Here is a 12,769-nt window from a genome sequence, read left to right on the forward strand (position 1 = left end):
GCTTGTCCCCCTCACCACAGGAATGCGGTCGCCTGAAATTGTTTATGCAATAAGGGGAGTTTGCTCATGCCCCCAAGCGTCGGATGGAGTCCAGCTTTCGGGGTGCAACACTAGACGCGCTCCAGCATCCGCCGGCTGGCGAAACTGAAGCTCAGCACGATAAAGATCAGCACCCCGGTCGCCACCTGCTGCCAGTAGAAATTCCAGCCGATCAGCAGCAGCCCGTTGGCGATCACGTTGATAAACAGCACTCCGAGCAGCGTCCCGGGAATATTTGCCCGGCCCTGTCGGCTCAAGGTGGTGCCGATAAACACCGCGCCAATCGCATTGAGCAAAAACGCGTTCCCGGACAGCGGCACATAGGCGCTGACTGTCGAGCTGAGCAACACACCGGCCACCCCACAGGCCAGGGCGGTAGCCAGGGCCACGACGGTGACGATGCGCCGCACCGACAACCCCGAGTAATACGCCAGCAGCGGCTGGGTGCCCTGGGCCAGCAACTCACGGCCCAGGCGTCCGCGCGCCAGGGCCAGGCCGTAGAACAGCGCCAGCCCCACTACCACCAGCAGCGGTGTCAGCCCAGTGAGCTCAGGCTTCAAGCCTTGGCTGATATAGATCGGCTGGCCGCCGTCCGAGAGCAGTTGCTGGGCGCTGGTGCCGATAAACAGGGTGCCCAGGGTGGCCAGGAACGGACTGATGCGCAGCCCGGCAATCAGGCCGGCGTTGACCTGCCCCACCAGCAGCGCCGCCGCCAGCGCGCCCGTGGCCGCCACCGCCCAGCCATGGCCGCCATTGAGCAGCACCACAAAGCTGAAACTGGCAAAGTCCAGCGCCGTGCCCACCGACAGGTCGATGCCACCGGCCGCCACCGCGTAGGTCATGCCGATAGCGACAATCGCCAGCAGCACGAAGTTGTTCAGCACCAGGCTTTGCAGGTTGCCTGCACTGAGGAAGCCCGGCGCTTGCAGCGCAAACACCACGACAATCAGGGTGAATACCAGTGGCAATGTCAGCGGCAATACGGCGCGTGCGTTCATGCCGTCGCCCCTCGGTTCACTGCACTGGAGGCTGCGACGACCAGCAGGATCAACACGCCCTGCACACCATTGACCCAGAAGCTGGAGAGGTTAAGCAGTTGAAAGCCATTGATCAGAAAACCAATCAACAGCGCCGCCAGCAACGTCCCAGGAATGCTCGCCACCAGCCGGCGGGAAAACACCACGCCGAGAAAGGCGATCGCCACCACCGACAGCAGCATGTCACCGGAGCCGGTGGTGCTGCCGCTGAAGAACGCCGCCGAACACAGCGCAGCCACCGCGGCACATAGACCGGACAGCAGATAGCTCGACAATACGTAGACGGGCACTCCAATGCCCGCCGCTTCGGCCGCCTGGGGGTATTCGCCCACCGCATGCAGGCGCAGCCCATAGGCCGAGTGCTGGATAAGCAGCGTCAACACGCCCGCCGTCACCAGCAGCACCCAGGCCAGGGCCGGTACGCCCAACCAGGTGCCACCACTGAGCAGGTCCAGCAGCGGCGAGTCCGTGGAGACCACCGTGTTCTCCGTCAACACCAACTCCAGCCCCGCCAATACATTCATGCTCGCCAGGGTCGCCAGCAACGGCGGCAAACGCAGCACCACCACGGCCAGCCCATTCAGCAAGCCGACCGCCAAACCGCAGCCCAGAGTCAGCAGCAACGTCAACCCGAGATCCAGGCCGGCATTATTGAGGCGGCTGAATACCGCCGCGCACAAGCCCAGGTTGGCCGCCAGCGACAGGTCCAGCCCTCCAGCCACCACGTTCGAGCCGCCGCCGATAATCACGCAGGTGAGCCCGAAGGCCAGCACGCCGAGGATCGCCGACTGGCTGAACACATTGGCCAGATTGCCTACCGACAGAAAATTCGGCGCAGCCACGGCAAACCCCAGCAGGATCGCCACAAACACGCCCACCGACCCACGGCGCAGCACCAGCACCCACAACCGCTGCGATAACCCAGGCGTCGCCGTTTCAAGCATGTTCCACCTCTCGAGCGCTTAAAGCCGCCGCAGCCACGGCTCCCGTCGCACAGGCCAGCAACTGATCGCTGTCCGCCTCCCCGGCACGGAATTCACCGGCGATCTCACCCCGATGCAGCACCAGGATTCGGTCACTGATCCCCAACAACTCCGGCAAATCCGACGACAGCACCAACACCGCCGCCCCCTCTTCCACCAAGCGCCCGATCAAGCGGTAGATCTCCACCTTGGCCCCCACATCCACGCCCACGCAGGGCTCATCCAGCAGGTACACCGCCGAGCGGCGGCTCAGCCACTTCCCCAGGGCGACCTTCTGCTGGTTGCCGCCACTGAGCTGGCTGACCGCCGCTTGGGGCCCCGGCGCCTTGATCGCCAATTCGTCGATCAGCCGCAGGCTTTCCGCCTGCTCCTTGCGGCGGCTCAACAAGCCCCAGCGGCTGAACCGTCCGAGCCCCGCCAGCGTGAGGTTTTCCAGCACCGAAAGCACCGGCGAGATCCCCTGGCTGCGCCGCTCTTCCGGCACCAGCGCAAGGCCCTCGGCAATCGCCTGGGCCGGCGAACGCAGGCGCAGTAAACGCCCGCCCAGATGCACACTGCCGCTGTCGGCGCGCTCGACACCGAAGAGTGTCTTGAACAACTCCTTGGCTCCCGAGCCGACCAGCCCGGTCAGGCCGACGATTTCTCCGCGCCGCACCTCCAGATCGATCTGCCGATAGCGCCGCGCCAGGCTCAACCCGCGTACCTGCAACAGCGGCGCTCCCGGTGCAACCTTGGCCTTGGGGTACATCTCCTGCACCTCGCGATTTACCATCAGCCGCGCAATCTCGGCGCTGGACGTATGCCGGGGCTGCACCACCGCTACGTCCCGACCATTGCGCAGCACCGTGACTTCATCGCAGAGGCTGTCGATTTCCTGCAGGTAATGGGAGATGTACAGGATGGATAAACCCTGGTCGCGCAGGCGCTTGACGATGCGCAGCAACTGGTCGACTTCACGCTTGACCAAGGCCACGCTGGGCTCGTCGAACACCAGGATCTTGGGCTGGCGAATCAACGCCCGGGTGATTTGCAGCACCTGGCGTTCGGCGCTGTTCAGCTCGCTCACCAGCGCACCGGCGGGCAATTGCAGATCAAAATATTCCGCCAGCAAGCGCTCGGCTTCACGTTGCTGTCGGCGTCGATCCACAAAGGGCCCGCGCCGCAATTCATGCCCGAAAAACAGCGCCTCGCCCACGGTAAAACTGGCGGGCAACAGACGCTCCTGATGGATGAACTGCACGCCCAGCGCATCCACCTGGCGCGGTGACAAGGCGGCGTACGACTGGCCATCGATACTCACCTGCCCCGCGTCCGCCTTGTGGATGCCGGCCAGGATCTTGATCAAGGTCGACTTGCCCGCACCGTTCTCCCCCACCAGGCCGTGGATGCTGCCGCGTTCGACTTTAAGGCTTGCGTCATCCAGCGCCAGGGTGGCGCCAAAGCGTTTATGCAAGTGTTGCAGGTGCAATGCCGGCATCAGTCACCCCGCAGTTGCTGAACCTGGTCCAGGTTGGCCGCGGTGGTCAGCAGCGTGGCCACATGGGTTTCCTTGGGCAGGTCTCGTTGCCCGGCCAGGTAGCGCGCCACGTTCTGCACAGCGGTCTTGCCGATCAACGCCGGTTGCTGCGCCACCACCGCCCCCACCGGCGAATTTGCCTGGCCGAGCAGCGCCAGCACTTCCGGCGTACCGTCGACGCCGTAAGTCTTGATCTCGGTGCGCCCGGCATCGATCAGCGCCTTGCTCGCGCCCAACTGCGGAATGTCCCACGCCGACCAGATCGCCGAGACGCTGCCCGCCGGGTATTTGTTGAGCAGCGCCGAGACTTGTGAATAAGCATCCTGCACGGTGTTGGGGATCACGTCGCGAAGTTCCGGCTGGATGATTTCCAGCTGGGGGTAATCCTTGAGCGCCAGCTTCAACTGGTCATAACGGATCGCACACACCGGCACGCCGTAGAAACCGTTGAACACCAGGATCTTGCCTTTGCCGCCGGCGTCCTTGATCAACTGATCGGCCAACGCCTTGCCGGTGGCGACGTTGTCGGAGGTGGTGTTGTTGAGGCTGTACTGGGACGGTGCATCGATGGTGAACAGCGGGATGCCGGCCTTGCTGATGCGCTTGAGCCAGGGATCGATCACGCTGAGGGTGCCGAGGGTCTGGATCACGGCGTCGGGTTTCTGGGTGACCACGGTTTGCAGCTGGGTCACCAGGTTCTTGTCGTTACGCCCGGCATCGAGGGTGATCGGCGTGCCGCCCAGGCGCTTGATCTCATCGACCTGGGCCTGGAACGCCTTGATATCGAAATAGTGGCTGGTGCCGGTCATGCTCACGGCAATGCGCTTGCCGGCCAGGGACGGCACGGCCTCATCGCCCTCGGCAGCCTGGACACTGACGACATGGCCCAGCAACAGCGCGGCGCCAAGGCAGATCAAACGGGAAAGCGAGGAAAGGCTGGAAGGCATACAGGGCTCCGCTGCGACCGGTGAAAGGGTTCACCAGGAGGCGTTGCAGAGCCCGTGCCAGGATTTTTATTACGTCAAATCAAGGGGATAACGTTTGCGGGTTAAGGCGGGCTGTCGTTCTGGGCCAACAACTGTCTGATAACTGTTGCTCAGGCAACAGCTCTTACTATTGAGCGCGTCAGTAGACTCGCACAACCACGGCCGTCGGTTACTCAGGTGCTGCGCGTTGACACTCTAAAATCGCGGACATAGAATTTGCCGCAAATGGACTGGGGGATCCCGGTCGGCGTTATAGCCTCGGTGAGTCTCACCGGGGCTTTTCGCTTTCAGCAGTAGGGAAAATTTTCAGCCCCCAATTTTCAAAGCCCTCTCCCACCTTGCTCCGCCCTCCACTGCAATAAAACTTGCGTTTGAGCACGTCAAAGGCACGATTTTCCTGGCCCGGTCGTAAAACGCTCATGCCGATGGGGCGCGCAACAAGATCCGCAAGCTGCAACCCCGTAGAGTTGACCTGCTTCGTGGCAAACACGATGTCAAATGGTAGGCGGATACCTGGACGGTTGGCTCCATCGCACATCCGACGAAACTCCAACTCAAGCTCGTTATCCTCTTTACGACCTCGACGCTCGAAAATCACATGCGTCAGTGCGCTCTGCTGATTTTTCTCATGTAAAAACTCGTGAAGCGTCTCAAGACAGAAGCCCAAAGCCAGATGGTAGGGGTTGTGTATTGGGCCTTGCTGCTCTCTAAGCGTAGCTTTATCAATCACACAACTGATCAAGACGAAATTGCTCGACTCAATGATGCTGGTCAGCTCCTCCAGGAAAACATGCTTGTGTTGGCGAGAGACAAACATACTGGAGAACGCCCCTTTTTCCTTACGGATTTCCAGCTCATGCAAGCCAACAAGGTCATGCCCCATATGATTGAACTTGAACTTTTGAAGGGCAGGGATGACCTTTTCGCAATAGTGCCTCTTATGGAAAACACAGAAAGCTAAAACAAACATGGGGTAGTTGACATCAAGTGTCTGCATCCCATGATCGCCACTTTCATCCACATAGACGATGAAGTCGCTGAACTCCCCTTTTGGCGGTTTCGCTGCCACAACTTCTGCAACACGCTCCGCCTCACTCTCACTTTCAAAAAGCAGAAACTGCGGAGAGGTTGGTTTTTCATCTGCCATTGGATAGTTAATCCTGGGGTTTCAAGTGTTTTCTAGGTCGCCCACCTACACCCATATTGCCCCGAAGCTCTGCTACAGAGGGCCACCAGTCTGAACCCCTTTCGGCAAACGCTGATCAATCATCTGATACAACGCACTACTCTCAGGCCAGTTCCGCATAAACCGCGCACGGTCCCTGGCATACGCCGGGGCGAAGCTGGCGGCAGAGCTGTGTTGGCACATCGCGTCGAGGTCGATCAGTGACCAGCGATCCTTATCCCAGAACAGGTTATGGCCCTTGAAGTCGCCATGGCTGATGCGCTCGCGAATCAGCTCGGCGAACAACTGGTCCAGCGCCAGCAGTTCGTTTTCCGGCGCGTCACCGTGTTCGATATAGGGCGCGAAACGCTCGATGATGTCCGGGCCCGGCAGGTATTCGGTAACCAGGTAAGCGCGGCTGCGCAGCCAGAAACAGCGCTTTTCCAGGACGGCCAATGGCTTGGGCGTGGCGATGCCGAGGAACGCCAGGCGATTGCCTTCGCGCCAGGAATGCCAGGCGCGGCTCGGGCGCCAGAAGCGCTTGAGCCAATGGGCGAAGCCCTTGATGTTGTAGCGCTTGATCACCAATGGCCGGCCGGCCACATCGACCTTGGCCACGCTGGCCGCACCACCGGTCTTGTACAGGTGGCCCTGGTCGAGCAACGCATCCGCCTGCTCCAGCACCGGCAGCATCGCCGGCTCTTCCTCGCGACGGATCGCGCGCAAGGCAAAGGCGCCACGCACCACGCTGAACAGCGTGCAGTCGCGCCCCACTTTGTTCAACAAGTCCTTCAAACGCCAGGCGCTGACCTTGCGCACCTGTTTTTCCAGGGCTTGCAGGGGCAAGGCGTGCTCGCCGTTGCTCAGCAGGTAGTACACCAGCAGTTCTTCGGTAAACGGCTCGAGGTTTTTCGGCAACTGGGCGAAAAACACCCCGAGGTTTTCCAGCACACGGTCGCGCGACAGGGGCTTGCCCGCCTCTTCAACACGAATGCCGGCGCCATCGATCAAGTACAGCTTGCCGTCCCGGCGCAGCAGGTTGTCCAGGTGCAGGTCTTCCTGCCACAGGCCCTTGGCATGCATCTGGCCGATCGCACCCAGGGCCTCGGCCAGCACGGCGGTTTGCTCGTCGGCCAGTGGCGGTAGCGCTTCAACGGCGTGCCAGGCATCGGCCAGGCTCTCGGCACCTTCGATAAACTCGAACAGCAGCCAGCCGCCCTCGCCGTCCTGCAAGCCATCGGCGAGCAACAGCGGGGTGGTCAGGCCTTGCTCGGCCAGCAGGCGTACGCCGCTGAGTTCACGCTGGAAATGCCGCGCGGCCTTGCCGCCCACCAATAACTTGGCCAGCACCGGACGCCCGCGCCAGATCGCCGCGCCCACGTAACGCTCGCCCGGCAACACCCGCAACAGGCTCAGCAGTTGCAGTTGGCCAGGGCCGGCGGCATCCGCCAGGTCGATAGTGAGGGGCAGGCTCGGCGTGCGGCCGGCGTTTTTCAACTCGGACAGGCGCATCAGCGGTTCTCCTTGTGGCTACGCCGCTTCGTCAGGCGTTGCAGCCAGGTGGTGACGAGCGCGCTGCCTTCGGGCTGATCGAGGTAAGCCGCCAGCAATTGACGCACCTGTGCGTCCGACCACTGCGGTGCCCGGCGCAACAACGGCTCCAGGTCCTTGACCCGGTCACGCCAGCCGAACAGCAGCGGGCGGGTTTTCTCCAGGTCGATCAACTGCGCGGCGTAGCCGTCCCCGGTGGCCTGCAGGAAAATATGCTTGGGGTAGAAACAGCCATGCACCTGGCCGACGCTGTGCAACCGGCGCGCCAGTTGACCGCAGGCCAGCAGGATCGCGCGGTGCTGGGCATCGCTGAGTTGCGCCCATTGCTCCAGCAACGAATCCAGGTCATTCCAGCCGTCCAGGGCACGGGTCAGCAGCATCGCGCGGTGCTCACCGGCGACTTTGCGCTCGCCGTAGAACGCCGCCTGCAGCGCCGGGATCCCGAGCTTGCGGTAACGGCTGATGTTGCGGAACTCGCGGGAGAAACTGGGCTCGCCCAATGGCCGGTGCAAGCTGCGCGTGAGGTAGTTGCTCTGGCGCTTGAGGTAATAGCCGTGGCCGTCGAGCTCCAGGCGAAACACGCTGCTCCAGCCGCCACGGCTGGTGTTCGGCTCGTCCACCGCGTCCAGTTGCCGGGCCCACAGGGCGTCGAATGTCGCGAGGCCGTGGCGCTCCAGCAGGGCGCGATCTTCAGCCGCCAGGAAATCACTCATTCACGTCCCTCGAAAAACTTCACTACGTGGCGAATCCGCCGTTTGTCCGACTCACTCAGGTGCCGACACCCACGGTACTGCATGTAGAAGCGCAGGCGCTGAGTGGCCGACAAGTGATACTTGGCCACCTTGTCCAGGCAGGCCAGGTCCTTGGTAATGCGATACTTGAGCCAGAAACCGCGCCAGAAATCGCCGTTGGGGCAATCGATCAGGTACAGGGTGGCCTGGTCGTCGATCAGCAGGTTGCGCCACTTCAAGTCGTTATGGGTAAAGCGATGATCGTGCATGGTGCGCGTGTATTCGGCGAGCTGGCGGCTGACCGCGTTGACCCACTTGGGGTCGCGCAGGCGCGCATCCTTACGTTCGGCCAGGACCGAGAGATCTTCGGTCCTCGGCAACTCGCGGGTGATCATTGCGCCACGATCATAGGCCAGGCCGCTGCGCTCAAGGCCCCAGGCAACCACATCGGCGGTGGGAATGCCCCACTTGGCGAAGCGCTTGAGGTTCTGCCATTCGGACTTGACCCGCGGCTTGCCCAGGTAACGCCGCAGGCCCTTGCCGGCGCCGGTGTAGCGTTTGACGTAGTAGTTGACCCCGCCACGCTCCACCCGGATCACTTCCGACAGCGGGTCGCGGGTCAGCCGCTCGCCTTGCAGGGCAAACACCGCTTCGAGGCTTCCAAAATCATCCGCCAGTGCGGCGTAGGCAGGCTCCAGGTTCCAACCCGCCATCAGATCGCATCCCCATAACGTTGCTTGCGCGCGTAGAGCTTGTCGGCCTTGCGCTGCATCAGGCTCAGGGACGCCGATTGCTCGGCCAGGACCTGGCGCAGCGGCTGGCGGAAGTAGCCCTTGAGGAAGCGCAATTTATCGCGCCGGGTCAGGCCGATGTCCAACGCTGAGTAATACAGCGCGGAGAGGTCCTTGTCGCGCCAGCGCAGCGGCAGATGGGCGCGCATTTGCGCCCGATGCAGGTCGATCACCGAGAGCTTGATGTTGCGTGGGTCGATCGGCCTGGACGTGTCCAGCAGGAAGTGGCACAGGTAGCAGTCGCGGTGATTCACGCCGCCCCGGTGCATGTCGCCGACCATGCGCGCCAGTTCGGCCGTGAGCGCATGGCGCAGTGCAGGTGTGGGCGGTTCGGCGACCCAGTTGATGGTCAGGTCTTCAAGGCTGATGGTCGGCGCCAGCTCTTCGGTGATGATGAACGAGTGCTGGTCCGCCGGGTTGCTGCCTTTTTCGCCGAAGGCCACGCCGGTCATGGTCGGCACGCCGATCGCCTGCAAGCGGTGAATGGCATCCCATTCCAGGCCGGCGCCGAGCACCGGCAGCTTGGCGGTGATCAGGTTCTTGAAGATTTCCGCCCAGCCGATGCCGCGGTGGATTTTGACGAAATACGGGCGGCCATCCACCTCGGTGCGCAGCGTGCGACGCGCCGCCAGTTCACGGAATACCTGGCCTTGCAGTTTCTCGACTTCGGCGAAGGCGTCACGCCCGGCCCATAACGTCTTGAACGGTTCGGCAAGAATCAACTTCATCGTTTTGGCTCCGCCAGAATCACATCCGCAGCGTGCTGCGGCATGCTGTAGAGGTCGGCCGTCTCGGCGAAGGCCAACCCATTGCGGCCCCAGGCCGCGCGCTGTGCAGAATCGGTCAACATCTGCGCCAGGTACTGGTTCAACTGAGCCTGTTCAAACGGCTCGTCCAGCACCAGGCCGCTGTCGGCTTCGGCGATGTAATGGGCATAACCACATACGGCCGAGACCAGCACCGGCAACCCGGCCACCAGGGCTTCGAGCAACACGGTGCCGGTGTTTTCGTTGTACGCCGGGTGGATCAACAGGTCGGCGCCCAGCAGGAAGCGCGGAATATCGCTGCGCCCCTTGAGGAACTGCACGTTATCGCCCAGCCCGAGGGTGGCGCTTTGCAGTTGGAATACCTTGGGGTCGTCCTGGCCGATGACAAACAGGCGCGTGCGTTTTTTCAGCTCAGCCGGCAATGCGGCCAGCGCTTTCAGGCTGCGGTCGACGCCCTTGGTCTTGAAGCCGGAACCGATCTGCACCAGCAGCAGGTCGTCATCGCCCAGGTTGAACTCCTTGCGGAAGCCTTCACGAATCTCGGCCGCATTCGGCGGCGCTCGGCGGTCCTGGGCAATGCCCGGTGGCAGCAGGTGGAAACGCTCCAGCGGCGTGTCGTAATGCTTGATGAACAGCGGCTGCTGCACTTCGGAAATCATCAAGATTTCGGTCTTGGCGTCCTTGGCAAACACCGCGCGCTCGTACTGGGCAAAGTGGCGATAGCGGCCAAAACTGCGGTACAGCGAATGGCGCAGGTTTTGTGCCTTGTCTTCGAAGCAGCCATCGGCCGCGTAGTACACGTCCAGGCCGGGCATCTTGTTGAAGCCGATCAGGCGGTCCACCGGGCGCTTGGCCAGGTCGGCCTCCATCCAGGCGCTGAGCTTCTCGTTGCGCCGATGGTTGAAGAACGCCTTGACCGGCGCCACCAGCACTTCGAAGCCGGGCGGGATGTCGCCCTCCCAGATCAGCGTGTAGACACGAATCTGATGGCCGCGCTGCTGGCACTCCAGGGCGATGCGCATGAAATCGCGCTGCAGGCCGCCGAAGGGGAAATATTTGTACAGAACAAAAGCCAGTTGCATCAGTGCAGCTCCTCAGCCAGTAACAACGTGCTCAGCCGGGTTGCCACACGCTCAGGGTTCAGGCGCGTGAAACACAGGGGCGACTCGCGCTTGATGTCGAACCGACGCAGGTCGTCGGCCGTCGGTTGATAGGTACATTGTTTTTGCAGGCACGGCGCACAGGCAAAGTCGCTGGCCAGGTGAATCTGGCCCTTGCCGTAGGCGCCGGTCAGGCCGGGATTGGTGGGGCCGAACAGGGAAATGGTCGGCACATCCAATGCCGCCGCCAAATGCCCGAGTCCGGTATCCACCGCCACACAGGCGCGGGCGCCGGCCAATACCCGGGCCACGCCGGCCAGGTTCAGCTTGGGCAGCACTTCGGCGTTGTTCAGGCCTTGGGCCAGGCGCTCAGCCCGGGCCTTTTCGGCGGCGTTGCCCCACGGCAACTTCACGTCCACCCCCAGGCGGCCCATGCGTTCAGCCAATTCGCGCCAGTAGGCTTCGGGCCAATGCTTGGTGTCCCAGGTGGTGCCGTGCAGCAGCAGGACGAAGGGCTTTTTCGGCGGCAGGCCGAGCAGTTTTTCGGTGCTGAGGCCGTAGTCGCCCAAGCCTTTGGGCAAGTCATAGCCGAGGGCCACGGCGAACAGTTGGCGCAAACGCTCCACCGCATGCTGCCCACGGGCCACGGCCAGGCGCCGCGAGTAGAAGCGCGCCGCAATCGGCTCACGGGCCGAGTGTTTGTCGAATCCGGCCACCGGAGCTCGCACGTAGCGGGTCAGCCAGGCGCTTTTGAACAGGCCTTGGGCATCGATCACCAGATCGTACTTGGTCGACTGGACTTGCTGCTTGAAGCGCCGCCACTCGCCGCTCTTGAAGGTTTGCCAGAGGTTCTTGCGCCAGCGGCGGATCGCCACCGGGATCACCTTGTCCACCGCCGGATGCCAGGTGGGGATTTCAGCAAAGCCTTCTTCCACCACCCAGTCGAAGCGAATGCCGGGGATCGCCCGTGCCGCGTCAGTCAGTGCCGGCAAGGCGTGGATCACGTCGCCCAGGGATGAGGTCTTGATTACCAGTACCCGCAACTCAGTGAACCTCGACCACGTCGCCCTGCAACCGCTGCAAGGCATCGGTTACCGGCTGCGGCAGCAATTGGCGCAGGCAGTTGTAATGGCCGAAGCGGCAGGTGCGATCAAAGCACGGGCTGCACTCCAGCCCCAGGCGCACCACTTCGACCTGGTCGGCCAGCGGCGGGGTGAAGCCCGGCGAGGTGGAGCCGTACACCGCCACCAACGGGCGGTTCAGCGCAGCGGCCACATGCATCAGGCCGGAGTCGTTGGACACCACGGCGTCCGCACAGGACAGCAAGTCGATGGCCTCGGCCAGGGACGTGTCGCCACTGAGGTTGACGGCCTCTTCGCGCAGGCCCGGGATCAGGCGCTGGCGAATGTCTTCACCCACCGAGTGATCGTTTTTCGAACCGAACAACCACACCTGCCAGCCTTCGCGAATCTTCATCTCGGCGACTTTGGCGTAGTGGTCCGACGGCCAGCGCTTGGACTCGCCAAACTCCGCCCCGGGGCACAGGGCCAACACCGGACGATCCAGGGCCAGGCCGAACTTGGCCAGTGCCGCATCGCGGGTCACCGGGTCGATCTGCAGGCTGGGGCGCGGGTACGGCTTGGGCAGCTCGGCGCCCGGCGCATAGGCCAGGGCCATGAAGCGTTCGATCATCAGCGGGTAGCGCGCCTTGTCCAGCGTGCGTACATCATTAAGCAGCACATAGCGAAACTCGCCGCGCCAGCCGGTGCGCTTGGGGATACCGGCAAAATACGGCACCAGCGCCGATTTGAGCGAGTTGGGCAGCAGGATCGCCTGGTCGTACTGGCCCGCCAAGGATTTGCCGATGCGACGGCGGGTCGCCAATTCCAGGGCACCGTGGCCGAGCGGAAAGCTCAAGGCCTTGTGCACTTCGGGCATGCGCTCGAGGATCGGCCGGCTCCACTCGGGGGCGAGCACGTCGATCTGGCAATCTGGATAGCGCACGCGCAGGCTCTGGAACAGTGTCTGCGCCATCACCATGTCACCGACCCAACTGGGCCCAACGATCAGAATATTCATGTAGTTTCCACAAACGATGCGGGG

12 protein-coding genes are annotated in these 12,769 nt (G+C 62.8%); all 12 read right to left on the minus strand.

All coding sequences use genetic code 11. The features are described 5' to 3' along the window. Positions 1–110 precede the first annotated feature (110 nt). Complete coding sequence (locus C8K58_RS09450) at positions 111–1,037, minus strand: ABC transporter permease (RefSeq protein ID WP_108573638.1); 927 nt, start codon at positions 1,035–1,037, stop codon at positions 111–113. Next, a complete protein-coding gene (locus C8K58_RS09455; RefSeq protein WP_108573639.1) occupies positions 1,034–2,020 on the minus strand; it encodes an ABC transporter permease in 987 nt (328 codons plus the stop codon). The genes C8K58_RS09450 and C8K58_RS09455 overlap by 4 nt, the downstream gene beginning before the upstream one ends. Beyond that, positions 2,013–3,536 (minus strand): sugar ABC transporter ATP-binding protein, encoded by a 1,524-nt coding sequence (locus C8K58_RS09460; RefSeq protein ID WP_108573640.1) that lies wholly within the window; start codon positions 3,534–3,536, stop codon positions 2,013–2,015. Before C8K58_RS09460 ends, C8K58_RS09455 begins: the two co-directional genes overlap by 8 nt. Beyond that, positions 3,536–4,522, minus strand: a complete 987-nt coding sequence (locus C8K58_RS09465; RefSeq protein WP_092359401.1) for a sugar ABC transporter substrate-binding protein — start codon at positions 4,520–4,522, stop codon at positions 3,536–3,538. The genes C8K58_RS09460 and C8K58_RS09465 overlap by 1 nt, the downstream gene beginning before the upstream one ends. A gap of 307 nt (positions 4,523–4,829) precedes the next feature. After that, positions 4,830–5,708, minus strand: coding sequence for a DUF3800 domain-containing protein (locus C8K58_RS09470; protein ID WP_098480491.1), 879 nt, complete (start codon positions 5,706–5,708; stop codon positions 4,830–4,832). Positions 5,709–5,780: 72 nt separating this feature from the next. Beyond that, the gene (locus tag C8K58_RS09475; RefSeq protein WP_108573641.1) at positions 5,781–7,238 is read right to left on the minus strand and encodes a lipopolysaccharide kinase InaA family protein; all 1,458 of its coding nucleotides are present in this window, start codon (positions 7,236–7,238) and stop codon (positions 5,781–5,783) included. Next, on the minus strand, positions 7,238–7,990 hold the full coding sequence (locus C8K58_RS09480) for a lipopolysaccharide kinase InaA family protein (RefSeq protein WP_027604951.1): 753 nt from the start codon (positions 7,988–7,990) through the stop codon (positions 7,238–7,240). Before C8K58_RS09480 ends, C8K58_RS09475 begins: the two co-directional genes overlap by 1 nt. Beyond that, positions 7,987–8,721 carry a lipopolysaccharide kinase InaA family protein gene (locus C8K58_RS09485; protein ID WP_027604952.1) on the minus strand — a complete coding sequence of 245 codons (735 nt, stop codon included), beginning with the start codon at positions 8,719–8,721 and terminating at the stop codon, positions 7,987–7,989. Before C8K58_RS09485 ends, C8K58_RS09480 begins: the two co-directional genes overlap by 4 nt. Further along, complete coding sequence (rfaP, locus tag C8K58_RS09490; protein WP_092359403.1) at positions 8,721–9,527, minus strand: lipopolysaccharide core heptose(I) kinase RfaP; 807 nt, start codon at positions 9,525–9,527, stop codon at positions 8,721–8,723. Before rfaP ends, C8K58_RS09485 begins: the two co-directional genes overlap by 1 nt. Continuing rightward, positions 9,524–10,648 (minus strand): glycosyltransferase family 4 protein, encoded by a 1,125-nt coding sequence (locus C8K58_RS09495; RefSeq protein ID WP_108573642.1) that lies wholly within the window; start codon positions 10,646–10,648, stop codon positions 9,524–9,526. Before C8K58_RS09495 ends, rfaP begins: the two co-directional genes overlap by 4 nt. Continuing rightward, positions 10,648–11,709 carry a lipopolysaccharide heptosyltransferase I gene (gene waaC / locus C8K58_RS09500; RefSeq protein ID WP_027604955.1) on the minus strand — a complete coding sequence of 354 codons (1,062 nt, stop codon included), beginning with the start codon at positions 11,707–11,709 and terminating at the stop codon, positions 10,648–10,650. Before waaC ends, C8K58_RS09495 begins: the two co-directional genes overlap by 1 nt. A gap of 1 nt (position 11,710) precedes the next feature. Continuing rightward, entirely contained in the window at positions 11,711–12,745 is a 1,035-nt protein-coding gene (gene waaF / locus C8K58_RS09505) for a lipopolysaccharide heptosyltransferase II (RefSeq protein WP_108573643.1), read from the minus strand. Positions 12,746–12,769 lie beyond the last annotated feature (24 nt).

It is taken from the genome of Pseudomonas sp. GV047 (assembly GCF_003058245.1).
GTDB lineage: Bacteria > Pseudomonadota > Gammaproteobacteria > Pseudomonadales > Pseudomonadaceae > Aquipseudomonas > Aquipseudomonas marginalis.